The sequence below is a fragment of the Streptomyces sp. STR69 genome (assembly GCF_024519455.1).
Classification (GTDB): domain Bacteria; phylum Actinomycetota; class Actinomycetes; order Streptomycetales; family Streptomycetaceae; genus Streptomyces.
Window position 1 is genome coordinate 722,631 of record NZ_JALJRY010000001.1, and the last position, 23,905, is coordinate 746,535.

Below are 23,905 nucleotides of genomic sequence, written 5' to 3' on the forward strand. Positions count from 1 at the left end.
GCCCGCCTAGTTCCCGGGCCGGTGGCCCCAGACGTAGACGCGGTCGCCCTTCTTGAGGACGCTCCACAGTTTGCGGGCGTCGGCCAGTCGGAGGTTGACGCAGCCCCAGGAGCCGGTGGTGGTGTAGATGCTGCCGTAGACGGCGTGGAAGGCGATGCCGCCGTCGAAGAACTGGGCATACGGCATAGGGCTGTTGTACAGGGTCGACCAGTGGTTCTTGTGCTTCCAGTAGATCTTGTGCCAGCCGCCCCGCGTGACATGTCCGCCTCGCCCGCTGCGCATGGGCACCGGCCCGAAGACGACCTTCTTGCCCTTCTGCACCCAGGTGAGCTGCCGGTCGAGATCGACACAGGCGACGCGGTACGAGCGGACGGGGCACTTCCGGGCCGCGTTCGGGTTCTTCTTGGCGGCGAGAAGCTGCATGCGCGCCCAGGTCACCGGTCCGGCGAAGCCGATCGCGGGCTTGATGCCCTGCTTCTTCTGGAAGGCCTTGATGGCCTTGCAGTCGGCGGCCGACTGCCGACCGTCCGCCTTCAGTTTCAACCACCGCTCCACGCCCCGCTGGTAGGGCCCGGTCTGCTTGCTGCAGGAGACCTTCGCCACGGCGTCCCCGATCGGCACGTACTCGACGAGCGCGTACGTCCCCGCCGCCGCGTCCCTCGGCTCGACCCGGTCCTCCTCTGCGGTCGGCGTGTACACCTTGGGTGCGAGGGCCTGGTCGGGCGTGTCGATCTGCCAGGGCTGATACGGCCCCGGGGGCACCCCCGGCACGAGTTCGGTCTCGCCGGGCGCGGTCGCCGGCACCGGGTCGTCGGCCCAGGCGGTCCCGGTCCCGACAGGGAGGGCGATCACCGCGGTGAGCAGCACCGCGATGCTTCTGTGCGCGATTCGTGTACTGATCATGCGATCAGAGAAACGCGACGGTACGACAGCGGACGGGTGCCGCGCGGAGGGGTCACCCTTATTGCGGACGGATCACCCTTATTGACGAGCGTTCGGTGTATCAGCCCGTCCGGCGTTCTCAGTCACACACGTCCCGCATCCCGTACGTCCCGCCAGGCCGTCCGCACCGCGTCCGCCACGTCATGGGCCCCCACCGGCGCCCCGTCCGCCGCCAGCCGCCCCGCGAGACCGTGCAGATACGCCCCCACGCTGCCCGCGTCGAACGCCGGCAGCCCCGCCGCCAGCAACGAGCCCGCGAGCCCCGACAGCACGTCCCCGCTGCCCGCCGTGGCCAGCCAGCCGGTGCCCGTCGGATTGACCCGCACCGCCCCGCCCCCGGAGTCGGCGACCAACGTCGTCGACCCCTTGAGGAGCACGGTCGCCCCGTAGCGCCGCGCCAACTCCCGCACCGACGTGAGCCGGGCCGCCTCGACCTCCGCGCGCGGTACCCCGAGCAGCGCGGCGGCCTCCCCCGCGTGCGGGGTCATCAGCGTCGGCGCCGTACGCGCCCGTACGGCCTCCGGATCCGCCAGTCGCAGCCCGTCCGCGTCGATGAGCACCGGCACGTCGGCCGTCACCACCTCCGCCACGGTCGCCGCGTCGTCGCCCGCCCCCGGTCCGACGACCCACGCCTGCACCCGCCCCGCCTTGGCCGGCCCCCGGTCCGACACCAGGGCCTCCGGGAACCGCGCGATCACCGCGTCCGCGGCCGGGCCGACGTACCGTACGGCCCCCGCGCCGCCCCGCAGCGCCCCGGCGACGGCGAGCACGGCCGCGCCCGGGTAGCGCCCGGATCCGGCGGCGATGCCCACGACTCCACGCCGGTACTTGTCGCTCTCGGCGCCCGGCACGGGCAGCAGCGCCGCCACGTCCGCGTGCTGCAGGGCCTCCAGTTCGGGTTCGACGGGCAGTTCGGCGCCGAGTCCGATGTCGACGAGCCGTACGGAACCGGCGTACTCGCGCGCGGGGTCGATCAGCAGCCCCGGCTTGTGGGTGCCGAAGGTGACGGTGAGGTCGGCCCGGACCGCGGCGCCCCGCACCTCGCCCGTGTCCGCCTCGACACCGCTCGGGAGGTCTACGGCGACGACGACACCCCGGGAGTCCCCGGCAAGGGTCGTGAGCCGCGCGGCGTCCGGCCGCAGCCCGCCCCGGCCGCCGATCCCGACGATGCCGTCGAGGACGAGATCGGCGTGCAGGACCGGTTCCTCGGCGGCGTCCGGCGCCACCGTACGTCCGCCCGCGCGGAGCAGCGCCGCGAGTCCGCCCGCGTGGGTGCGGTCCGGCGCGAGCAGCACCGCCGTGACGGCCGCCCCGCGCCGGGCCAGCCTCGCCCCGGCGTAGAGCGCGTCGCCGCCGTTGTCCCCGCTCCCCACCAGCAGCACGACCCGGCCGCCGTAGACCCGCCCCAGCAACTGGGCGCAGGCGACGGCCAGTCCAGCCGCGGCACGCTGCATGAGCGCGCCCTCGGGAAGCCGCTCCATCAGCCTCTGCTCGGCTGCCCTTACCGTCTCCACGCTGTACGCAGTACGCATGCGGTCGAGTCTGCCCCGGAAGCGCCCGGGACCGCACCCGGGCCGTCAGCCCTCGGCGACGACCACGGCGGAGGCCACTCCCGCGTCATGACTCAACGAGACATGCCACGACCGCACCCCCAGCTCGGCCGCCCGTGCCGCGACCGTCCCCGTCACCTTCAGCCGGGGCTGCCCGCTGTCCTCGACATACACCTCGGCGTCCGTCCAGTGCAGGCCGGCCGGGGCACCCAGCGCTTTCGCCAGCGCTTCCTTCGCGGCGAAGCGGGCGGCGAGGGAGGCGGGCCCACGGCGTTCACCGCTCGGCAGCAGCAACTCACTGTCCAGGAACAGACGTTGGGCCATGCCGGGCGTACGTTCCAGGGACGCCGCGAACCGGGCGATCTCGGCCACGTCGATACCAACCCCGATGATGCTCATGCCGAGCACCATATGACGGCGTGCAGCTGGTTCTGCGTGCCGACCTCGTCAGTTGAACTGCCAGTACTGGTTGTACGCGGCCACCGAACCGCAGGTGAACTGGACGACCCCGGCCTTGTCGGACTGACTCGATCCGGCGACGGCCATGCACTTGGCGCTGTGGCGGGCCACCAGCTGGTACCCGTTGATGCCGGTCGGTGCGGCCCGCAGCAGCCACTGCTGGTTGTTCTGGCCGGTGCAGCCGAACTGGTTCACCACGGCGTTGTTGTCGAGGCTGTTCTCGCGGACGTCCGCGCACTTGCCGCTGTTGAGGTTGACGAGCAGGTAGTAGCCGCTGTTGGTGGCCTGCAGCGCCCACTGCTGGTTCCTGCCGCCGTTGCAGGAGTACTGCTCAAGGCCCTGTCCGTCGTCGGTGCTGGATTCCGGTACGTCCAGGCACTTGCCGCTCTGGTAGTTGGTCAGCGTGAAGTAGGTCACCGCCTGCGGCTGTGCGGCGACGGCGCCGGCTCCGGCTGCGGAGAGCCCGACCAGGCTCATGCCGAGCGTGGCCGTGGCAGCAACTCGGCCGGAAAGTCGCACAGTTGAATTGGCTCTGCCCATTGGGTCGTCCCCCGTTGACGAGAAGCCGGATGCACGGGCGACGGGTGCCGCCGTCGGAAAGGCTGCCCGCAACGGGGCTTCGGGGGATGAGTAACCGTTACTCAACCGCCTTGAGAACCCGGGCGAGTTCGTGCCGGGTGGTGACGCCGAGCTTGGCACAGGTGCGCTGGAGGTGGTTGTCGACGGTGCGCACCGACAGGGCCAGGGTGTCGGCGATGTCCTTGCCGGCGTCGCCGGCTGCGGCGAGCAGGGCGATCTCGCGTTCGCGGGCGGTGAGTCGAGCGGTCGCCCGGACGGTGCTCAACAGGGGCGTTCGGGCGCCCTCGCAGCGGGCCCGGGCCGCGGTGGCCCGCCGGTCGGCCGCGGCGGCACGCGGGGGTGGCCCGCTGCCCGCGAGGCGGCTGCGGCGGCGTTGGCCGCCTCGGCGGCGAGCAGGTCCGCGGCCGGTTCCAGGCACTCCTCGGCCCACCGCGACTTGCCGACCCCGGCGGCCCTGCCCACCACGAACCCGCGACACCCCCGGTCCGCCAGGGCCGCGGCGAAATGCTCCAGCTCCAACCCACGCCCCACCAACGGCCGGCGCCCCGCCCAGTCCCGCACCCCGGCTCCCCCGTTCCCGGCGGCCTCTCGTACGCCGCCCGGCACCGTCCCATCAGCTCGAGGCCGGTCGTAGGGGCGGGGTTTCGGGCCGTCGTCGAGCGGCACCGGTCCTGAACACCCCTTGCCCTCATGGGCAGATGACACAGTTCTCCGGCACGAAGTCGCTGCCCCCGAGTACCTCGTGGCGACACCCGGCCGACAGGTAGACAACGAAGATCCCGACCCCGGCCAGGGAATGAGAACGTGCACGCCAGAGACGAAGCCCGCACGCAGGACGCCGTACCCCGGCGTGCCCCGCTGAGCGGCCCCGCAGCCGACACCGCCAGGCAACCGGCCGCCCAGCCCGCGCACGAGTTGCTCTCGCTCCAGTCGACGGCGGGCAACGCCAACGTCGCGCGGATGCTCGGCCAGGAGGGTCGCCCCGGACCGGCCGTGCAGCGGGCGCCGGTCGTCCAGCGGAGCAAGCTGTCGAGCGGGAACATCGCGTTCACCAACGTGTCCCTCAAGTTCCCTGAATCGCAGGGCAAGGCCACCAGGGTGCTGGAACTCCTGTCCGCCAACACCGCGATCACGTCCTTCCTCAACGGCCGGACCTGCCGGATCACGCTGGAGAAGCGGACGACACAGACACCCGCGGACGTGGTCGACAAGGGGGCCGACGGCGTCTTCGTCACGATGGCCGCCTACTACCTGGAGAACTACGACATCGGCTACATCATGGGCATGCTCTGCCATGAGTTCGGCATCCATCCGATGGCCGCCGCCGCCCCCAACATGCGCGACGAGGAAGAGGCCTTCAGGGGTGTGCCCTTCCCGGTGCCGGGGTTGGAGGACAAGCCGCATCCCGACGGATTCGCGTCGATGAACACCGACGCCGCCAAGCAGGCCGACCATGTGCTCGGCGTCATCCCCAGGAGCCCGCGGTACACCGTCTACCGCAACGTCACCCTGGAGATGGCGGACCTGCTGCTGCGGGACGCGCGCAACCACGAGGAAGGCGCCCGGGAACAGGACGTCACCGACCTCATCGACTGCTTCCTCATGGACGTGGCGTCGATCGCCGCGACGAACGACAACCGTATGCGCGGCATGCCGGTCCTGCGCAACAGCGAGGGCCCGTCGATCCGCCAGGACATCGCGGCCGTGTACAACGCCTACAAGGCCCGCCTCGCGGACGACCTGTCGGAGGAACGGCAGCCCATCAAGCCCCTGTTCCCCCCGGAGAAGACCCCGGAGGCCGTCAAGGCCGACTTCAACACCCTTCTGGGGCGGATCACCAAGGGCGCGTTCCGGGCCTGGAGCATCGACAACAGCAACTAGGGCGTTTGACCGTGGACCGCGATGTGTCGGGTGCCTGTCGGGGGTGTCGGTCCGTTGTCGGCCGCTTGTCGGCGCGGGCTGGAACTTTTCTCCCACCGCACGTTCCATGACGATCGGAGAGAACATGCCCGCCACACCCGCCACGCCTTCGTTTGCCCTGCCCGTCCCCGTCGCCACCACCGTCGCGCCGCCCGACCTCACCGACAGCACGCTGCTGGACGTCGACCCGGACGCGCAGATGTCCCTCGGCGCCGTCGAGGTGGACAGCCGTAGCGATGTCGTCTACGCGACCGTCGAACTGCCCGGCGGGGCGCGGCGCGAGCTGAAGGTCGACGTCCTGCGGCCCACCGGCGACGAACGGCTTCCGCTGGTCGTCTTCCTTCCCGGTGGCGCGTTTCTCCGCTGCAACAAGGCCATGGCGTTCGAAGCGCGCCGGCATGTCGCCGAGTCCGGTTTCGTCGTCGCCAGTGTCGAGTACCGCGTCACCTCCGACGGCGCCACCTTCTACGACTCCGTCCGCGATGTCCGTGCCGCCCTCGCACATCTGCGGTCGCACGCAGACGACTTCGGCATCGACCCCGGCGCGGTCGCCCTGTGGGGCGAGTCGGCCGGCGGTCATGTGGCCGCGCTGACAGGTGTCACGGACGGTCGGCCCGAGTTCTCCGACGCCTCGGACCCGGCCGCGCCGGGACGGGTGCGGGCCGTGATCGACGCCTACGGCAGCTCCGAACTCTCCGCCATCGCCGACGACTTCGACGAGGCTGCCCGACTGCGCTACCGGCAGGAGGCCACGCACTTCTCGGCGTACCTCGGCAGGCCGGGCGCACCGTTCCCGGAGATCCCCGAGACGGTGCGCGCCGCGGACCCGGCAACCTACGCGACCGCCTCGGCGCCGCCGTTCCTGTTCCTGCACGGCAGCGAGGACATGCTCGTCTCCCCGTCCCAGACGCAGCATGTGCACCAGGCGCTGCGCGCCGCCGGGGCCGACAGCACCCGCTACGTCCTGAAGGGCGCCAACCACGGAGACGTCGGGTTCCTCGGACACCCGGGCACCGGACTGCCCTGGACCTCGGCCACCACCATGGGCGTCGTCACCGGGTTCCTGCACCGCCGTCTCGACCGGGCCGACGTGACGGGGCGGTGAGTCCCGCCGCCGCCGTCACACCGTCCTCGTACCCCGCCGCCACACCCCGCTGACCAGCGGCACGCCCGGCCGGTAGGCCAGGTGCACATGGCTGGGCGCGTCCAGCAGGATCAGGTCGGCGCGGGCGCCCGGCGCGAGCCGCCCCACGTCGTCCCGTCGCAGGGCCGCCGCCCCGCCCGCCGTGGCCGACCACACCGCCTCGTCCGGGGTCATCCCCATGTCCCGTACCGCCAGCGCGACGCAGAAGGGCACGGAGGACGTGAAGGACGAGCCCGGGTTGCAGTCGGTGGACAGCGCGACGGTGACCCCTGCGTCCAGGAGACGGCGCGCGTCCGGCCACTGGGCCCGCGTCGAGAACTCGGCGCCGGGCAGCAGGGTCGCGACGGTACGGCCGCTCGCCAGCGCGTCCACGTCCGCGTCCGTCAGATGCGTGCAGTGGTCCGCGCTGGCCGCGTCCAGTTCGACGGCGAGCTGGACGCCGGGGCCGTAGGAGAGCTGGTTGGCGTGGATGCGCGGGTGCAGGCCCTTCGCCCTGCCCGCGCTCAGGATGGCGCGCGCCTGGTCGCCGTCGAAGGCGCCCTTCTCGCAGAAGACGTCGATCCAACGGGCGTACGGGGCACAGGCGTCGAGCATCTCGCCGGTGACGAGTGCCACGTACGCGGCGGGGTCGTCGGCGTGGTCCGGGGAGACGATGTGCGCGCCGAGGTACGTCACCTCGTCGGTGTGCGCGGCGGCGATGCGCAGGGCGCGGGACTCGTCGGCGACCGTCAGGCCGTAGCCGGACTTCGTCTCGAAGGTGGTGGTGCCTTGGCGGAGGGCCTCGTCCAGGTAACGGGTGAGGTTCGCCTCCAGTTCCGCGTCGCTCGCCGCCCGCGTCGCCGCGACCGTCGTCCGGATGCCGCCCGCGCTGTAAGCCCGCCCGGACATCCGGGCGTTGAACTCCTGGGTGCGGTCGCCGGCGAAGACGAGGTGCGAGTGGGAGTCCACGAAGCCGGGCAGGACCGCCCTCCCACCGGCGTCGACCCGATTGTCAGTGGCCGGTGCTTTGCTTGATTCACCGGTCCACGCGATGCGGTCGCCGTCGATGACCACGGCCGCGTCCTGGATCAGACCGAGAGGCGAGCCATCACCGAGGGAGGGGTCGTTGGTGACGAGTGTGGCGATGTTGGTGATGACAGTGCTGCTGCTCATCGTGTCCTCGTGGGTGGTTGTCAGGCTCGCAGGGCTTCGACTGCCTGCGCGAGCGCTTGCGGCACATCCGGTACGAGCGCGTGCGCCCCGTCGCGTACGACGTGCCGCCCGCCCACGACGGTGTGCCGTACGTCCGCTGCCGTCGCCGCGAATACGGCCGTCTCGGCGCCGAGCCTGGGCACCGGCCCCGCTGTCCTGACCGAGTCGAGCGCGATCGTCGTGAAGTCGGCGAGGGCGCCTGCCGTGAGGCTGCCCGCCTCGTCCCAGCCGAGGGCCGCGTGGCCGTCGGCGGAGGCCGCCCGGAGCAGGGCCGCCGCGGTCCAGTGACCCCGGGTGCGGGTGCGCAGGCGCTCGTTCAGCTCCATCGCGCGGGCCTCTTCGAGGAGGTCGATGACGGCGTGGCTGTCGGAGCCGAGGGAGAGCGGTGAGCCGGCCCGCTGGAGGGCCACGGCGGGGCCGATGCCGTCGGCGAGGTCGCGCTCGGTCGTCGGGCACATGCAGGTGCCGGTGCCCGAGCGCCCCAGCAGCGCGATGTCCTCGTCCGTGAGGTGCGTGTTGTGGACGCCCGTGGTGCGCGGGCCCAACACGCCGTGATCGGCGAGGAGTTGGGTCGGCGTGCAGTCGTGGGCGGCGCGGCAGGCGTCGTTCTCGGCGGTCTGCTCGGACAGATGCACATGGAGCGGGGCCCGCCGCTCCTCGGCCCAGCGGGCCACGGTCGCCAACTCCCGCGCGGGCACGGCCCGTACGGAGTGGATGGCGGCACCGATCCGCGCGTGATCCCGTTCCTTGAGAAGTGAACAGCGTTCCGCCCAGGCGTCCGCGCTTTTGTCGGAGAAGCGGAGCTGGTGGCGGTTGGGGGGCTGTCCGAAGCCGGAGGAGAGGTAGGCGGTGTCGAGGAGGGTGATGCGGATACCGGCTTCGGAGGCGGCGGCGATGAGCGCCTCGCCCATGGCGTTGGGGTCGGCGTACGGGGTGCCGCCGTGGGTGTGGTGCACATAGTGGAACTCGCCGACCGCCGTGATCCCGGCCAGCGCCATCTCGGCGTACACCGCGCGGGCCAGTGCGTGATAGGTGTCCGGGGTCAGCTGGTCGGCGAAGGAGTACATGACCTCCCGCCAGGTCCAGAAGGTGCCGGAGCCGACCTGGACGGTGCCGCGCAGCGCCCGGTGGAAGGCGTGGCTGTGGGCGTTGGCGAGCCCGGGAAGGGTGAGTCCGCGCAGGATCTCGGCGCCGGGGGGCGGGGTGTCGACCCCGCTACGGACGGCGGTGATACGGCCGTCCGTCACCTCCAGGGCGACGCCCGGCTCGACGTGGGTGTCGAGCCAGGCGTGTTCCAGCCAGTACGTCCGCATGGTGGGGTGCGTCACCTGCAGGCCAGCCCTTCCAGTACGTCGGCGAGTGCGGTCACCCCGGCCACGCAGTCGTCCTCGGCCGCGAACTCGGCCGGGGAGTGCGAGACGCCCGTGGGGTTGCGCACGAACAGCATGGCGGTCGGGATGCTCCCGGAGAGGATTCCGGCGTCGTGTCCGGCACCGGTACCCAGGACGGGGACCCTGAGGTCGGTGTCCTTGCCCAGGACGCGGGCGAGTTCGTCGCGCAGCGCGTGGTCGAACTCGACGACGGGGGTGAAGGACTCACGGACGACGTCGAGGTCGACGCCGTGCGCCTCCGCGTACTCGCGGGCCGCCTTCTCGACGCCGGTGACCACCGTGTCCAGGGTGTCCTGGTCGGCGGCGCGGGAGTCGAGCCAGCCGCGCACCAGGGAGGGGATGGCGTTGACGCCGTTCGGCTCGACGGCGATCTTCCCGAACGTCGCGACGGCACCGGCGAGTTGGGCCTCGCGGCGGGCGGCGAGCACGGTCTCGGCGTACGACAGCATGGGGTCCCGCCGGTCCACCAGCCTCGTCGTACCGGCGTGGTTGGCCTCGCCCCGGAAGTCGAACCGCCAGCGCCCGTGCGGCCAGATGGCGCCGGCGATGCCGACCCGGTCGCCGGACAGGTCCAGCGCGCGGCCCTGTTCGACGTGGAGTTCGACGAACGCGCCGATACGGGCGAGCCGTTCGGGGTCGGGGCCGATGGCGTCGGCGTCGTAGCCCGCCGCCGCCATGGCCTGCGGCAGCGTGACCCCGTCGCCGTCGGTCAGCCGGTGCGCCTGCTCGACGGTGAGCTGCCCGGCGGCCAGCCGCGACCCGACACAGGCGAGCCCGAAGCGGGCACCTTCCTCGTCACCGAAGTTGACGATGGCGAGTGGCTTGGTGAACTGCACTCCCCTGCCGCGCAGTTCATCGAGCGCGGCGAAGGACGACACGACACCGAGGGGCCCGTCGAAGGCCCCACCGTCCGGCACCGAGTCGAGATGCGACCCGGTGACGACGGCGTCCCCGGCAGCGGGGTCACCGAGCCAGGCCCACTGGTTGCCGTTGCGGTCGAGTTCATAGGTCAGGCCGCGGGTCTCGGCCTGTGCCTTGAACCAGTTCCGGCATTCGGCGTCGGCACCGGTCCAGGCGTAGCGGCGGTAGCCGCCGGAGGCGGAGTTACGGCCGATCGGCAGCAACTCCGCCCACATGCTGTGGAAGGTCACGCCTCTCCACCCTCGCGCATCGGCACCCGCACGCCCCGCTCGTCCGCGACCCGCTCCGCGATGTCGTAGCCGGCGTCGACGTGCCTGATGACGCCCATGCCGGGGTCGTTCGTGAGGACCCGGCGGAGCTTCTCGCCCGCGAGCTTCGTGCCGTCGGCGACCGAGACCTGGCCCGCGTGGATGGAGCGGCCCATGCCGACGCCGCCGCCGTGGTGGATGGAGACCCAGGAGGCACCCGATGCCACGTTGACCATCGCGTTCAGCAGGGGCCAGTCGGCGATCGCGTCGGAGCCGTCGAGCATGGCCTCGGTCTCCCGGTAGGGCGAGGCGACGGAGCCGGAGTCGAGGTGATCGCGGCCGATGACCAGAGGGGCGGCCAGCTCACCGCTCGCCACCATGTCGTTGAAGCGTTCGCCGGCCTTGTCGCGCTCGCCGTAGCCGAGCCAGCAGATGCGGGCCGGGAGTCCCTGGAAATGGACCCTTTCACCCGCCATCTTGATCCAGCGGTGCAGGGACTCGTTCTCCGGGAAGAGGTCGAGGATCGCCTTGTCCGTCTTGTGGATGTCGGAGGCCTCGCCGGACAGGGCGGCCCAGCGGAAGGGGCCCTTGCCCTCGGAGAACAGGGGGCGGATGTAGGCGGGGACGAAGCCGGGGAAGGCGAACGCCCGCTCGTATCCGGCGAGTTGGGCCTCACCGCGGATCGAGTTGCCGTAGTCGAAGACCTCGGCGCCGGCATCCATGAAGCCGACCATCGCCTCGACGTGCTTGGCCATGGACTCGCGGGCGCGGACGGTGAAGCCCGCCGGGTCCTTCGCGGCGGCGTCGGCCATGTCCTCGAAGGCGACGCCGATCGGCAGGTAGGCCAGCGGGTCGTGGGCCGAGGTCTGGTCGGTCACGATGTCGATGGGGGCGCCCTCGGCGAGCATCTGCGGGAGCAGCTCCGCCGCGTTGCCGAGGAGGCCGATGGAGAGCGGGCGACGGGCGTCGCGGGCCTCGACGGCGAGTTGCAGGGCGTGCTGCAGCGAGTCCGCACGCACATCCAGATACCGGTGCTCGATGCGGCGCTCGATGGCGCGCGGGTCGACGTCGATACAGATCGCGACACCGTCGTTCATCGTGACGGCGAGGGGCTGGGCGCCGCCCATGCCGCCGAGGCCGGCGGTGAGGGTGATGGTCCCGGCGAGGGTGCCGTTGAACTTCTTCGCGGCGACGGCGGCGAAGGTCTCGTAGGTGCCCTGGAGGATGCCCTGGGTGCCGATGTAGATCCAGGAACCGGCGGTCATCTGGCCGTACATGGTGAGGCCGAGGGCCTCAAGGCGCCGGAACTCCTCCCAGTTGGCCCAGTCGCCGACCAGGTTGGAGTTGGCGATGAGGACGCGCGGCGCCCACTCGTGGGTCTGCATGACGCCGACGGGGCGGCCGGACTGGACGAGCATCGTCTCGTCCTGCTTGAGGGTGCGCAGGGTGCGGACCATGGCGTCGAAGGAGCGCCAGTCGCGGGCGGCCTTGCCGGTGCCGCCGTAGACGACGAGCTTGTCGGGGTGTTCGGCGACCTCGGGGTCCAGGTTGTTCTGCAGCATCCGCAGGGCGGCTTCCTGCTGCCATCCCAGGGCGCTCAGTTCCGTACCGCGCGGTGCTCGTACGGGGCGGGGTCCTGACATGGTCTGCCTCCTAGCGGACTGCTCTCAGCGGATCTGCGTTTCTGTACCACGCATCTTTACTGCGGTTATTCACATCCTGGCGTCCTGAATAGAACTAGTCAATACATGGCGGCGCCGATGTGGGCAGGCTCTGGATGTTTGGCTGGATGTAACGACCACGGGCAACGACACGACGGGGGACGCAGTGAACGACGTACACCAGGGTCACACGGACGGCGCCGAGCGGACCGCGCGCCGGGACCAGGCGGTGCGGGCCGCCGTCGAACAGGGGCTGCTGGGGCCGGAGTCCCCCATCGCCGCGCTGCTGGACGTCACCGGCATCCGGGAGTCGGCGGCGGCACTGCGGGCGGCGTTCGACGAGGTGACGGCGCCCGGGACACCGGTGCTGCACGCGTTCGCCGTCAAGGCGAGTCCCCTCGTGCCGGTGCTGCGGCTGCTGCGCGAGGAGGGCATCGGGGCGGAGGTGGCGAGCCCGGGCGAGCTGGCCCTGGCGCGGGCGGCGGGCGTACGGCCGGAGCGGACCGTGCTCGACGCGCCCGCGAAGACGCCGGCGGAGCTGCGGGAGGCGCTCGCGCTGGGGATCGCGGTGAACGTCGACAATCCGCAGGAGTTGGAACGGATCGACGGGCTGATGCGGTCGGCGAGCAGTCGTTCGCCGCTCGGGATCCGGGTCAATCCGCAGATCGGCGGCGGGTCGATCGCGGCGCTCTCCACGGCTACGGCGACCTCGAAGTTCGGGGTGGCACTGCGGGACGAGGGGGCGCGCGAGTGGGTGGTGCGGGCGTTCGCCGAGCGGCCGTGGCTGACCCGGCTGCACGCGCACACCGGGTCGCAGGGCATCCCGCTGGAACTGCTGGCGCGGGGCGTCGGGGAGACGTACGCACTGGCGGAGGAGATCAACGCGCGGCTCGGGCGGTGGCAGATCGACACGCTCGACATCGGCGGTGGGCTCGGGGTCAACTTCGGCTCGGACGCGACGAGTCCGACGTACGCGGAGTACGCGCGGCTGCTCAAGGAGACGGTGCCGGGGCTGTTCGACGGGCGGTACGGGCTGGTGACCGAGTTCGGGCGGTCGCTGCTGGCCAAGCAGGGGACGGTGGTGGCCCGGGTCGAGTACACCAAGAGCGCCGGCGGGCGGCCGATCGCGATCACGCACGCGGGGGTGCAGGTGGCGACGCGGACGGTGTACGCGCCGCAGTCGTGGCCGCTGCGGATCGCCGCCTACGACGGGAAGGGGCGGCCCAAGTCGGGGGCGGTCGTGGTGCAGGACGTCGCCGGGCCCGCGTGCTTCGCGGGGGATCTGCTGGCCGAGGGGCAGGCGTTGCCGTTGCTCGAGCAGGGTGACCACGCGGCGGCGCTGGACACCGGGGCGTACTACTTCGCGGCCCACTACGCCTACAACTCCCTTGCCCGGCCCGGCATTTACGGGTTCGTTCAGGACGGTGCCGGGGGTGTGGCGTTCGCGACCGTGCGGAAGCCGCAGACGGTGGCGGAGATCGTGGCCGAATCCGGCGGGGCGCACGCCGCGGCGCTCACCACCCTGCGCGCACCCGGGCGCCGTTGACGCACGCCGGTCGGCGCGCGGTTCAACTGGCTCACGCAACTGGTGTGAAAACGGGGTCAGTTGACCCACCTTAGTCACTCCAGGCATGTCCCACTGGAAAATGCCAGATCCCTCACCCCTCGGCCGCACGGTGCGTAGCTTCGTCGTCACTCAGCCGAACCGCAGGCGGGAGGGGAGCCACGGTGCCCGGAATCGACGAGTGCTTACTGGAGGCCATGCGACTGCCCGGTGCCCGGGGCGCCGCGCTGGTCGACTGGACCAGCGGGCTGGCCCTGGGCGTCGTAGGAGAGTCGCCCGGGGGTGACCAGGAGGCCAGTGCGGCCGAGGCCGCGGAGCTGGCGCGGCTGGCGGCCGAGCACCGGGCGTTCGCGTCCGACGCGGAGGACGGGGAGGAGGCCGACGATCCTCCGCTGGAGGATCTGATCGTCAGCAACCGGGACAGCTATCACGTGCTGCGGTTCGTGCGGACGTCGTTCGACAGCAGTGTGTTCCTGCATCTGTGGCTGGCCCGCACGGAGGGCAATCTCGCGCTGGCCCGGATCCGGCTCGGCGAGATGGCGGGACGGCTGGTGCTGGGATGACCGCTCTCAGGACCACGCCGACCACCCCGCCGCCGCGGCTGCCGGTGCGGGACAAGGCCGCCGCCGTCGACCGGGCCTGGGGCGGGGTGTCGCCGATGCTGACCCGGCTCGCGGCGGAGGAGGCCACCGGTGTCCTCGTCCGCGAGCGCGGCAGTCTGCATCTCGTCGCGGGCCATGTGGTGCACGCCGAGAGCCCGTCCGCCCCCGGTCTCGACCTGCTCCTCACCGCGCACGGCACCCTGCGCACCGAGGCCTGGGAGGCCGCCGCCAACGCGACCGACGACCGGCACGCCACCACCCGGCTGCTGCTCGACGGCGGCCTGATCGGCGCGGGCGCGCTGGAGTTGTGCCAGCTCGGGGCGTTGTACGACGCGGCGTACTTCGTGCTCGCGCCGAGCAGCACCCCGGGGCGTTTCCGGTACGGGGTCACGCATCCGCTGGGCTCCGTGCGGCCGGTTCCGGTGGCCGCACTGGAACGCGAGACGCAGCGCCGCCGCGAACTGCTGCACCGCGTCTGGCCGGACGCGGCGACGGACGGCGCGCCGCTGATGCGGGCCGACCCCGCCGCGCCCCCGCCGATCACAGCCCGGCAGGCCGCCGTACTGGCGCAGGTGGACGGGGTACGGACGGCGCCGGAGATCGCGCGGCTGCTGGGCCGGCGGGCGTACCCCACGCTGCTGGACGTCCGGCGGCTGGTGTCGGCGGGGCTCGTCTCGCCCCGGCCGCCCGCGCCGCCCGCCGTCATGCCACCGCCCGACGTCACCGACCCCGACATCACATTGCTGAAGAGGCTCAGGGATGCGCTGGAGGCCCTTTGAGTGGCAGCGAGCACGCGCCGAGAGGAGAGAGCCGATGGCCTCCGAGGCCGAAATCCTGGACGAGCTGCGCCGGTTGAGAGCCCGGGTGCCGCAGCTGACGGGGGCGCTCGCGGCGGGCGTCGACGGTCTCGTGCTGGCGCAGGACACCCCGGGCGTCGAGCCGGAGCGGGTCGCGGCGCTCACCGTGACGGCGCTGGGCGTGGCCGTACGGATGGCGGACGCGACCGGGCAGGGCGACTTCCGCGAGCTGCTCGTGCGCGGGGTCTACGGCTATGTCGCGACCTACGCGGCGGGCCGGGGCGCCGTGCTGACCGTGCTCGCCCAGGACCGCGTGAACGTCGGCCGGCTGCTGCTGGAGGGCCGCCGCGCGGGGGCCCGGATCGGGGAACTGGTCGACGCCGAGGCGGCGGCGACGGCCGAGGCCGAGGAGCGGGCCGACGCGGCGCCCGTCAAGGCGCCCACCAAAGCCACCACCGCACGAACGAGAACGGCGCGCGCACCACGCACCACCGCAACGACCAACGCGCGCACCACCACGGAAAGTTGAACGGACCCAAGGGAGCACTGTCATGGCCAACACCGAAACCTCGCTCAAAGAGGCGCTGACCTCCATCGAGGGCGCGACCGGAGTCGCGCTCGTCGACTACACCAGCGGTATGGCGCTCGGCACGATGGGCGGCAGCAAGACCTTCGACCTCGGCGTCGCCGCCGCCGGCAACACCGACGTGGTGCGCGCCAAGATGCGCACCATGGAGCACCTCGGCCTGAAGGGCGACATCGAGGACATCCTGATCACCCTGTCGAGCCAGTACCACCTGATCCGGCTGATCAAGGGCCGCGGCGGCAACGGCCTGTTCCTGTACCTGGTGCTGGACGCCAGCCGCAGCAACCTGGCGATGGCCCGGCACCAGTTGAAGAAGATCGAGCTGGACCTGGAGGTGTAGCGCCTGGCTACGCGTACACGTCGCCGCGGCGGCGCGCCCCGCCCGGGGTGGCGTCGCCCGCGGCGATGCCGGTGGAGCGGTAGCCCTTGACCGGCTTGCCGGCGGGGGCACCGCCCCGCTTGTCCAGCCAGTCCACGCGGATCCACAGCAGTGCGTCGTCGGCCCGTTCCCGGCGCCCCAGCCAGGCGGCCTTCAGCCGCAGGCCCGTGCCGGCCCCGGCGAGCAGCATGCCGCCCGCCGCCGGCACGGCGAACCCGCTGCCCAGCGCGAGCGCGAAGGCGAGGACGAGCCACCAGCGGTGCGCACGGCGCCAGTTGCGTACGGACACCGCACGGTCCTGGAGCACATCGTGCTTGCCGGCCCGGGCGGCGCCACGGGCGAGGGCGGTGTAGCGCCTACGGCGCGAGTACGTCACCACGGCCGCCGCGATGACGAACAGGGCGGCCCCGGCCAGCACCCCGATCCGGCGCCCGGTGATGCCGGGCAGCAGCACGCCGACACCCGCCGCCAGCACCCCGAACCACCACAGCGGGGCGGCTCCGGCCCGTACGACGACGGCCACTCGGGCCAGCCCCTGGACTCTGCGATCTCCGCGTGCCACGTCCTGCCTCCTGGTCGTCCCGGCACAGTTCCGTCGGGCCGCGACACTAGTGAGCGAACGTGAGACGAGTCTGAGAACGGGCTTTTCCGCCCTGTCCCCGGGTCATGAGAGGCCCTCTCCCCGGGTCAGGAGGGGGTGTCCAGGCGCTCGGTGAGCTCTCCGGCGGCCCAGCGGGCCCACTGCTCGGCGGTCTCGGAACCCCGCAGGCCGTATTCGAGCATGAGCCAGCCGCAGACCTGGACGGGGTCGCCCACCCACTGCGCGTTGTCGTGGATGGCCTGCAGCGCCGTGAGCCGCGCGTGGTTGTGGTCGGCGAACTTCTCCAGATACGCGGCGCCTTCGCCGCTGTTGAGGGTCCACAGGAAGAAGACGCGGAGCAGGGCGCCGCCACCTGCGCCTTCTTCGTGGTCATGGCCGTCGTCGCGCTGGCGGACCCGGCGTCGGGTCTGCGGAACTGGATCTGCGCGCTGGCGAACGCCACCCTGGCGACCACGGCCCTGGCCTCGCTCGCCGTGCGCCGCCCCTTCACCCTGGCCTTCGCCCGGGCCGAGGTGCCGCAGGAGTTCTGGCACGCGCCCCGGTTCATCCGGGTCAACATGGTCCTGACGGCGATATGGGCAGCCGCGTTCACCCTCGGCGCGCTCGCCTGCGCCTTCGTGGTCCACTACGACCACTCCGCGACCGCGCCGCTGGTCACCGTCCAGGTTCTGGCGTTCGTCGTCCCGTTCGTCCTCTCCGGCCGCTACGCCGCCCGAGCCAAGGCCGCGGCCGCGGCCGGACAGGCGATGGCACGAGCGCGCACGACGGAATGACCGAACCGGTCGAACCGGCCGAGCGGATCGAACCGGCAAGTCCGGAGCGGCTGATCTACTTCTCGGACGCGGTGGCGGCCATCGCCATCACACTGCTGGCCCTGGAACTGCCGGTCCCGGGCGCGGAAGCGCACGCCGACTCGGGCGTGCAGCACTTCCTGCGCGAGCACCTGACGGAGTACTTCGCGTTCCTCGTCAGCTTCGCGGCCATCGCCCTGCAGTGGATGCTGCACCAGCGTCTCTTCCGGTACGTGACCGGGCTGTCCGGCGGGGCCATCCGCTGGAACCTGCTGTGACTGCTGCTGATCGTCGTCACGCCGTTCACGACGAAACTGCTGACCAGCGAGGCGGACGCGTTCCGGATCCAGTTCATCGTGTACGCGGCCGGCCAGGCCCTGACCAGCCTGTCGTTCCGGCTGGCCGTCGCGGATCTGCGCAGGTCCGGGCTGCTGCGCCCGGACGCCCCGCGCGCGGTGATCGCCGAGACCCTGGCCTGGGTGGACGCGACGATCGTGACCTTCGCCGTCTCGATCCCCGTCGCCCTGGTCACGCACTGGGCGTCCCTGTGCTGGGCGCTGCTGCCGGTGACACAGAAGATCCTGCGCCGCGTCAGCTGACGGGAAGGGGCCGCCCGGCAACCACGACCCGGGCGGCCCCGACGCGGAACCACACCCGCACACGCGGGACCGGACACCCCGTCACTCCACGAACAGCCCCCGCGCCGCCGCCCGCACGTCGAACTCCTCCAACCGGGCCTGCGCGTCCGGCAGGTCGTCGCACATCGCCTCAAGGAGCACCCGGCCCAGCAGCATCGGCGCGCACGCCGTGTCGAAAGCGAGGCCGGTGCCGACGGCCGCCGGGATCAGCAGGTCGGACACCTTGGCGACCGGCGCGAACGCCGAGTCCGCGACGGTGACGACGGTCAGACCCGCCTCGCGCGCATACGCCAGCGTGTCCACGACCTCGCGCGGATGCCGGGGCAGCGCGAAGCACAACAGGGCGGTGGCACCGGCCCTCACGGCCGCGTCGATCCGGTCGTGGATCATCGTGCCGCCCTCGTTGAGCAGCCGTACGTCCGGATGGACCTTGGCGGCGAAGTACGCGAAGCCGTACGCCTGGGAGGCCGCCGCGCGCAGCCCGAGGACGGGCAGCGGGCGGGAGGCGGCGAGCAGCCGGCCCGCCTTGGCGACCGGGCGGGGGTCGGCCAGTATCTCGGCGAGGTGCCTGAGGTTCTCGATCTCGGCCTCTACGGCCTGCTGGTACTCGTTGTACGACGCCGTGTCGGTGACGGACTCGGCGGGCGCGACCTCGCGGAGGTGTTTGCGCAGCGCCGGGTAGCCGTCGAAGCCGAGGGCGACCGCGAAGCGGGTCACGGAGGGCTGGCTGACACCGGCGAGTTCGGCGAGTTCCACGCTGGACAGGAACGGCACCTCGGCGGCGCGCCGCACCATGCTGTGCGCGATACGCCGCTGGGTCGGCGTGAGCCGGTGCCCCTCGAAGAGCGTCTGCAGTCGTGCGGCCGGGCTGTCGGTCACACCCGTACTCCTGTCCAAGGTCCCCTCCAGGCTTCCGTCCACCGTCTCTTCCAGGCTCCCATCCACGGTCATGACGTGCTCCCCCTCCAGATCTCGGTGAACCGGTCCAGCAGTCCGGCCGCCGCCGTCACATCGTCCGTGAGCGGCCGGTCCGCCGTCTCGTCGTCGAGCACCGATTCGGCCAGCTCCAGCGCGCGGCCGACCGGCAGTTCCGGCTCGGGCCGCAGGTCGCGCTGGCGCAACGCCCGTACGGCGGCGACGAGTTCGCAGCCCACGACGAGACGGTACGCGCGGCAGGCGCGCAGTGTCTGACGGGCGGCGAGCGAGGCGAAGCTGGCCTGTTCCTCGACGCCCCGGGAGAGTACAGCGTGCCCGAGCGAGGCGGGAGCCGAGAACGCGCGCAGGTCGCCGAGGGCGGCTGCGGCGGCGTACTCCAGGATCATCACGCCGGAGGAGGCGGGCTCGTTGTCGGCGAGGAAGGGCTTGAGGCGGGTGAACGAGGGCTCGTTGAGGGAGGAGAGCCGGGACGTCGAGAGCCGGGCCACCTGGGTGAGCGCGAGCCTGAAGTGGTCCAGGGCGAGGGCGAGTTGGGCCTGGTAGAAGCCGCCGTGATGGTAGGCGGTCATGTCCTCGGCGGAGATGAAGGGGTTCTCGGCAGCCGCGTTGATCTCGATCGCGAGGACCTCCTCCAGCGCGTCCGCCGCGTCGTGCGCGGGCCCGTGGATCTGCGGCAGACACCGGAAGCCGTACGGGTCCTGGATCCGCCCGAGGGGAGGGGTGGGCCGGTCGGCGGCACCGATCAACTCCCGCATCCGGCGGGCGACTTCGACCGATCCCCGGTGCGGACGGGCCGCGTGCACGGGCGCGGCGAACGGCTCGTGCGACCCGTCCACGGCGAGCAGTGAGAGCGCGCCGACGACCTGGGTGGCACCGATGAGCCCGCGCAGCTCGTGCAGCGCGAGGGCGGACTGCCCGAGGGTGAGGGCGTTGCTGCTGATGAGCGCCAACGCGTCGTTGTTGTCGAGGGGTTGGGGTTCGGGAACGCCGACCGAATCCCGGCCCGTCCCGCGCCAGGACCTCTCCCCCACCAGAGCCAGCCCCACCTGGGCCAGCGCGGCGATGTCCCCGGTCCCCACCGACCCGAACTCGTTGACGGCCGGATACACCCCGCTCTCCAGCGCCTCGCAGAGCGCGGTGACGACCGTCGGCCGCAGTCCCGCGCCGCCTGCGAGCAGCTGGTTGGCGCGGACGGCGAGCATGGCCCGCACCTCCCGGGCCGGAAGCTCGTCGCCGATCGCGCCGGCGTGGCTGCGGAGCAGCCTCAGCCCGTGCTCGGCGGCGGCCTCGGTGGGCACGTCCTCGTTCCGGTTGGCGCCGACGCCGGTCGAGCGGCCGTAGACGCGACCGGTCGCGGCGATCTGGCGGGCCGCGTCCCAGGACTCGGCCGCGCGCTTCATCGCGTCGGTGCCGGGGACCGGCCGGGCGTCCCCGTCGGCGAGCCGGACGACATCGGCGACCCCGAAGCCGACCCCGTCGAGGACGACGAGGTCGGAGCTCCCGGACACCATCGCATCCGCCGCGTCCGCGATCTGAGACGACATATGGTCCAAACTCCCCTCAATCAGGACACTCGATCTTGCCTGCCGGGCATCCGTTACCTCGGATTAACGCGGAGACATTGACAAACTATTCAGACACCGAGAACTCTGCATGACGTTATACAGCCGGGCAAGGGACAACTCATGATCCAGTTCGACGCGGTCCACAAGCGCTTCCCCAACGGCACGACAGCAGTTCACGACCTCTCTCTGGAGATGCCGGAAGGCGGGGTCACCGTACTGGTCGGTTCCTCCGGTTGCGGCAAGACGACCACCCTTCGGATGATCAACCGGATGATCGACCCGACCTCGGGCGTCATCAAGGTCGGCGGCAAGGACGTCACCCAGCAGGACGCCGCCGAGCTGCGCCGCTCCATCGGGTACGTCATCCAGCAGTCGGGGCTCTTCCCGCACCGCACGGTCCTCGACAACATCGCCACCGTGCCGCTCCTGCTGGGCCACGGCCGGAAGAAGGCCAGGGCCCGCGCGGCCGAACTCCTGGAGACCGTCGGCCTCGCCGCCGACGCCGGGAAGCGGTACCCGCACCAGCTCTCCGGCGGCCAGCAGCAGCGCGTCGGCGTGGCCCGCGCGCTCGCCGCCGACCCGCCGGTGCTGCTGATGGACGAGCCCTTCGGCGCCGTCGACCCGGTGGTCCGCACCCAGCTCCAGGACGAACTCCTGCGTCTGCAGAAGGAGTTGAACAAGACCATCGTCTTCGTCACGCACGACATCGACGAGGCCGTACGGCTCGGCGACCGCATCGCGATCTTCCGCACCGGCGGCCACCTCGTCCAGTGCGCGGCCCCCGCCGAACTCCTCGCCCGCCCGGCCGACGACTTCGTCGCCGACTTCCTCGGCGCCGAGCGCGGTCTCAAGCTGCTCTCGCTGAAGACCCTCGCGGACGTCCCGCAGGGCCCGGCCCCCGAGGGCGGCACCTGGACGCTCGTACTCGACGAGGCGCGCAAGCCGCTCCACTGGGCGACCAAAGCCACGGACGGCGCCGAGATCCCCGTACGACCGCTCCAGGACGGCGACTCCCTGCTCGCGGCCCTCAACGAGTCCGTAGCCTCCCCCAACGGCCTGATCGCCCGCGTCGACGCGGCCGGTGTCCTCACCGGCGTCTCGTCCCGCGACGACATCCACACGCACGCGGGCCAGGCGCACGCCGAAGCGCGGGTGGCGGCATGAGCGTCGACTGGTCGTGGATCGGCGACCACACCGACGACCTGACCAGCCTCACGTTCTCGCATCTCCAGGCCGCGATGACCGCCGTCTTTTTCGGCCTGCTGATCTCGCTCCCGCTGGCCGTGGTCGCCCACCGGGTCCGCCCGCTCCGGGGCTTCCTGCTCGGCCTCTCGAACGTGCTCTTCACGATCCCGTCGATCGCGATCTTCGTGCTCCTGCTCCCGATCAGCGGCCTCACCCGCACCACCACCGTGATCGGCCTGACGGTCTACACGCTGGTCGTGCTGCTGCGGAACACGGTCGAGGGTCTGGACTCCGTCCCCGCGAAGACGAAAGAGGCCGCGAAGGCGATGGGCACGCGCCCCCTGCGCACGCTCCTCACCGTCGAACTCCCCCTCGCGCTCCCGGTGATCATGGCGGGCGTCCGCATCGCCACGGTCATGTCGATCTCCCTCGTCTCCGTGGCGACCTACATCGGTGACGGCGGCCTCGGCCAGCTCTTCACCGACGGCTTCCAGCGCGACTTCCCGACGCCGGTGATCGTGGGCGTGGTCCTCACCCTGCTGCTCGCGGTGGTCGCGGACGCGGCCCTGGTCGGCCTCCAGTACGTACTCACCCCGTGGAAGAGGCGGCGAGCCTGATGTACGAACTCTTCAAGAACCTCGCCAAGTGGCTGACCAGCGGCTCCCAGTGGGCCGGCACGGACGGCATCGCGCACCGCCTCGCCGAGCACCTCCAGTACTCGCTGCTGGCGACCCTCATCGCGGCCGCGATCGGCCTCCCGCTGGGCCTGCTGATCGGGCACACCGGCAAGGGCGCGTTCCTCGCGATCAACCTGGCCTCCTTCGGCCGCGCGCTGCCGACCGTGGGCCTGGTCGTCCTGGTCTTCCTGGCCAGCGGCCTGTCCATGTGGCCGGTGTACATCGCGCTGGTCGCCCTCGCGGTCCCGTCGATCGTCACGAACACCTACGCCGGCATGACCGCCGTGGACCCGGACGTGAAGGACGCGGCACGCGGGCAGGGCATGCGCGGCCACCAGGTCCTCTTCCAGGTCGAGTTGCCGCTGGCGCTCCCCCTGATCATGACGGGCCTGCGGCTCGCGCTCATCCAGGTGGTCTCCACGGCCACCGTCGCCGCGTACGTCTCCTTCGGCGGCCTGGGCCGCTTCGTCTTCGACGGACTCGCCCAGCGCGACCTCGTGCAGGTGCTCGGTGGTGCGGTGCTCGTCGCCGTCGTAGCCATCGTCCTGGACCTGGGCCTGTCCACCCTCCAGCGCTTCCTCTTCCGCCACCGCACCGCCTAGGGATACCCACGCCATGAACCGTCGCACCCTCCTCGGCGCCCTCGCCGGAACGGCCGTCGCCGTCCCCGTCCTGTCCGCGTGCTCCAGCGGTGTCACCTCGCTCGACGGCGGGGGCTCCGCCGGCGGCGGCAGCGCCTCCAGCAAGAACGGCGTGACCATCGGCACCGCCAACTTCACCGAGAACCAGGTCCTCGGCTACCTCTACGCCGCCGCCCTCGAAGCGGCCGGCGTGAAGGTCAAGGTCCGCCCCAACCTCGGCACCCGCGAGATCGTCTTCCCCGCCCTCAAGAGCGGCGACATCGACCTCCTCCCCGAGTACCAGGGCTCCCTGCTCACCTACCTCCAGCCCAAGTCCAAGGTCGCGGAGGCGGGCGAGATGCAGAACGCCCTCACCCTCGCCCTTCCCTCCGGCCTCCAGGTCCTGCCCTACGGCATCGCCGAGGACGCGGACTGCTTCGTCGTCACCCGCGAGACCGCCAGGAAGTACGGCCTCGTCACGCTGGCCGACCTGGCGAAGCACAACGGCAAGCTGACCCTGGGCGCCTCCGCCGAGGTGAAGACCCGTCAGGTGGGCGTCGTAGGACTGAAGGACGTGTACGGCGTGGAGTTCAAGGAGTTCAAGTCCCTTGATTCCGACGGGCCGTTGGTGAAGGGCGCGCTGAAGAAGGGCGATGTGGACGTGGCGAATCTGTTCACCACCGACACCGACATCAAGGCCAACGACTGGGTCGTGCTGACCGATCCCAAGACCCTGATCCCCAGTCAGCACATCGTCCCGCTCATCGCCGACCGGGTGGCCGACCCCACGGTCCGCAAGGCCCTCGCGAGCCTCGGCAACCTGCTCACCACGGCCCAACTCACCGAGCTGAACCGCCAGGTGGACAAGGACAAGAAGGACCCGGAGGACGTGGCGAACGCGTACGCGAAGCAGCACGGCATCACGAAGTAATGACCCGTTGATGATCTGACGAGGGAT

27 protein-coding genes are annotated in these 23,905 nt (G+C 71.7%); 14 read left to right on the forward strand and 13 right to left on the reverse strand.

All coding sequences use genetic code 11. The features are described 5' to 3' along the window. Nucleotides 1-6 precede the first annotated feature (6 nt). From OC490_RS03365 to OC490_RS03385, 5 genes are all read right to left on the reverse strand, one after another. Nucleotides 7-903 carry a L,D-transpeptidase family protein gene (locus OC490_RS03365; protein ID WP_262056212.1) on the reverse strand — a complete coding sequence of 299 codons (897 nt, stop codon included), beginning with the start codon at nt 901-903 and terminating at the stop codon, nt 7-9. Nucleotides 904-1,025: 122 nt separating this feature from the next. Further along, complete coding sequence (locus OC490_RS03370) at nt 1,026-2,474, reverse strand: NAD(P)H-hydrate dehydratase (RefSeq protein WP_262056213.1); 1,449 nt, start codon at nt 2,472-2,474, stop codon at nt 1,026-1,028. Nucleotides 2,475-2,519: 45 nt separating this feature from the next. Further along, the gene (locus OC490_RS03375) at nt 2,520-2,891 is read right to left on the reverse strand and encodes a holo-ACP synthase (protein ID WP_019055555.1); all 372 of its coding nucleotides are present in this window, start codon (nt 2,889-2,891) and stop codon (nt 2,520-2,522) included. Nucleotides 2,892-2,939: 48 nt separating this feature from the next. Next, nucleotides 2,940-3,428, reverse strand: a complete 489-nt coding sequence (locus OC490_RS03380; RefSeq protein WP_262056214.1) for an RICIN domain-containing protein — start codon at nt 3,426-3,428, stop codon at nt 2,940-2,942. Nucleotides 3,429-3,588: 160 nt separating this feature from the next. Further along, on the reverse strand, nt 3,589-3,948 hold the full coding sequence (locus OC490_RS03385; RefSeq protein ID WP_262056215.1) for a response regulator transcription factor: 360 nt from the start codon (nt 3,946-3,948) through the stop codon (nt 3,589-3,591). A gap of 386 nt (nt 3,949-4,334) precedes the next feature. On the opposite strand from OC490_RS03385, the gene OC490_RS03390 reads away from it, so the two are divergent. Both OC490_RS03390 and OC490_RS03395 read left to right on the forward strand, forming a co-directional pair. Beyond that, a complete protein-coding gene (locus OC490_RS03390; RefSeq protein ID WP_262056216.1) occupies nt 4,335-5,411 on the forward strand; it encodes a hypothetical protein in 1,077 nt (358 codons plus the stop codon). Nucleotides 5,412-5,517: 106 nt separating this feature from the next. Further along, entirely contained in the window at nt 5,518-6,555 is a 1,038-nt protein-coding gene (locus OC490_RS03395; RefSeq protein ID WP_262056217.1) for an alpha/beta hydrolase, read from the forward strand. Nucleotides 6,556-6,570: 15 nt separating this feature from the next. Here OC490_RS03395 and hutI read toward each other — a convergent pair whose 3' ends face one another. The 4 genes from hutI to hutU are packed head-to-tail and all read right to left on the reverse strand — an operon-like array spanning nt 6,571 to nt 11,988. Beyond that, entirely contained in the window at nt 6,571-7,746 is a 1,176-nt protein-coding gene (gene hutI, locus OC490_RS03400; protein ID WP_262056218.1) for an imidazolonepropionase, read from the reverse strand. 20 nt (nt 7,747-7,766) lie between these two features. After that, on the reverse strand, nt 7,767-9,098 hold the full coding sequence (locus OC490_RS03405; protein ID WP_262056319.1) for a formimidoylglutamate deiminase: 1,332 nt from the start codon (nt 9,096-9,098) through the stop codon (nt 7,767-7,769). Nucleotides 9,099-9,109: 11 nt separating this feature from the next. After that, the gene (locus tag OC490_RS03410; protein ID WP_262056219.1) at nt 9,110-10,327 is read right to left on the reverse strand and encodes an allantoate amidohydrolase; all 1,218 of its coding nucleotides are present in this window, start codon (nt 10,325-10,327) and stop codon (nt 9,110-9,112) included. After that, nucleotides 10,324-11,988 (reverse strand): urocanate hydratase, encoded by a 1,665-nt coding sequence (hutU, locus tag OC490_RS03415; protein WP_262056220.1) that lies wholly within the window; start codon nt 11,986-11,988, stop codon nt 10,324-10,326. Before hutU ends, OC490_RS03410 begins: the two co-directional genes overlap by 4 nt. 184 nt (nt 11,989-12,172) lie before the next feature. On the opposite strand from hutU, the gene OC490_RS03420 reads away from it, so the two are divergent. The 5 genes from OC490_RS03420 to OC490_RS03440 all read left to right on the forward strand — a co-directional run bounded on the left by OC490_RS03420 (nt 12,173) and on the right by OC490_RS03440 (nt 15,895). Continuing rightward, nucleotides 12,173-13,552 carry a diaminopimelate decarboxylase gene (locus tag OC490_RS03420; protein WP_262056221.1) on the forward strand — a complete coding sequence of 460 codons (1,380 nt, stop codon included), beginning with the start codon at nt 12,173-12,175 and terminating at the stop codon, nt 13,550-13,552. Nucleotides 13,553-13,734: 182 nt separating this feature from the next. Then, a complete protein-coding gene (locus OC490_RS03425) occupies nt 13,735-14,133 on the forward strand; it encodes a hypothetical protein (protein WP_262056222.1) in 399 nt (132 codons plus the stop codon). Beyond that, a complete protein-coding gene (locus OC490_RS03430; RefSeq protein WP_262056223.1) occupies nt 14,130-14,951 on the forward strand; it encodes a transcriptional regulator in 822 nt (273 codons plus the stop codon). The genes OC490_RS03425 and OC490_RS03430 overlap by 4 nt, the downstream gene beginning before the upstream one ends. 34 nt (nt 14,952-14,985) lie before the next feature. Then, a complete protein-coding gene (locus tag OC490_RS03435; protein WP_262056224.1) occupies nt 14,986-15,498 on the forward strand; it encodes a roadblock/LC7 domain-containing protein in 513 nt (170 codons plus the stop codon). A gap of 22 nt (nt 15,499-15,520) precedes the next feature. Then, entirely contained in the window at nt 15,521-15,895 is a 375-nt protein-coding gene (locus OC490_RS03440) for a hypothetical protein (protein ID WP_262056225.1), read from the forward strand. A gap of 7 nt (nt 15,896-15,902) precedes the next feature. Here OC490_RS03440 and OC490_RS03445 read toward each other — a convergent pair whose 3' ends face one another. Further along, a complete protein-coding gene (locus OC490_RS03445) occupies nt 15,903-16,496 on the reverse strand; it encodes a hypothetical protein (RefSeq protein WP_262056226.1) in 594 nt (197 codons plus the stop codon). Between the two features lie 125 nt (nt 16,497-16,621). After that, the gene (locus OC490_RS03450; RefSeq protein WP_262056320.1) at nt 16,622-16,876 is read right to left on the reverse strand and encodes a hypothetical protein; all 255 of its coding nucleotides are present in this window, start codon (nt 16,874-16,876) and stop codon (nt 16,622-16,624) included. On the opposite strand from OC490_RS03450, the gene OC490_RS03455 reads away from it, so the two are divergent. The 3 genes from OC490_RS03455 to OC490_RS03465 all read left to right on the forward strand — a co-directional run bounded on the left by OC490_RS03455 (nt 16,766) and on the right by OC490_RS03465 (nt 17,925). After that, nucleotides 16,766-17,308 (forward strand): hypothetical protein, encoded by a 543-nt coding sequence (locus tag OC490_RS03455; protein WP_262056227.1) that lies wholly within the window; start codon nt 16,766-16,768, stop codon nt 17,306-17,308. The genes OC490_RS03450 and OC490_RS03455 overlap by 111 nt on opposite strands. Further along, nucleotides 17,305-17,604 (forward strand): TMEM175 family protein, encoded by a 300-nt coding sequence (locus OC490_RS03460; protein ID WP_262056228.1) that lies wholly within the window; start codon nt 17,305-17,307, stop codon nt 17,602-17,604. The genes OC490_RS03455 and OC490_RS03460 overlap by 4 nt, the downstream gene beginning before the upstream one ends. A gap of 78 nt (nt 17,605-17,682) precedes the next feature. Beyond that, on the forward strand, nt 17,683-17,925 hold the full coding sequence (locus tag OC490_RS03465; protein WP_262056229.1) for a hypothetical protein: 243 nt from the start codon (nt 17,683-17,685) through the stop codon (nt 17,923-17,925). Between the two features lie 81 nt (nt 17,926-18,006). Here OC490_RS03465 and OC490_RS03470 read toward each other — a convergent pair whose 3' ends face one another. Together OC490_RS03470 and OC490_RS03475 are read right to left on the reverse strand one after the other, a co-directional pair. Beyond that, entirely contained in the window at nt 18,007-18,915 is a 909-nt protein-coding gene (locus OC490_RS03470) for a MurR/RpiR family transcriptional regulator (protein ID WP_262056230.1), read from the reverse strand. Further along, nucleotides 18,912-20,444, reverse strand: coding sequence for an aromatic amino acid ammonia-lyase (locus tag OC490_RS03475; RefSeq protein WP_262056231.1), 1,533 nt, complete (start codon nt 20,442-20,444; stop codon nt 18,912-18,914). The genes OC490_RS03470 and OC490_RS03475 overlap by 4 nt, the downstream gene beginning before the upstream one ends. A 141-nt stretch (nt 20,445-20,585) precedes the next feature. Between OC490_RS03475 and OC490_RS03480 the strand changes: the two genes are divergently transcribed. The 4 genes from OC490_RS03480 to OC490_RS03495 are packed head-to-tail and all read left to right on the forward strand — an operon-like array spanning nt 20,586 to nt 23,878. Then, nucleotides 20,586-21,629, forward strand: coding sequence for an ABC transporter ATP-binding protein (locus OC490_RS03480; RefSeq protein WP_262056232.1), 1,044 nt, complete (start codon nt 20,586-20,588; stop codon nt 21,627-21,629). Next, nucleotides 21,626-22,267 (forward strand): ABC transporter permease, encoded by a 642-nt coding sequence (locus OC490_RS03485; protein WP_019066704.1) that lies wholly within the window; start codon nt 21,626-21,628, stop codon nt 22,265-22,267. The genes OC490_RS03480 and OC490_RS03485 overlap by 4 nt, the downstream gene beginning before the upstream one ends. After that, on the forward strand, nt 22,267-22,929 hold the full coding sequence (locus tag OC490_RS03490) for an ABC transporter permease (protein WP_262056321.1): 663 nt from the start codon (nt 22,267-22,269) through the stop codon (nt 22,927-22,929). The genes OC490_RS03485 and OC490_RS03490 overlap by 1 nt, the downstream gene beginning before the upstream one ends. A gap of 13 nt (nt 22,930-22,942) precedes the next feature. After that, nucleotides 22,943-23,878 (forward strand): ABC transporter substrate-binding protein, encoded by a 936-nt coding sequence (locus OC490_RS03495; RefSeq protein ID WP_201054441.1) that lies wholly within the window; start codon nt 22,943-22,945, stop codon nt 23,876-23,878. Nucleotides 23,879-23,905 lie beyond the last annotated feature (27 nt).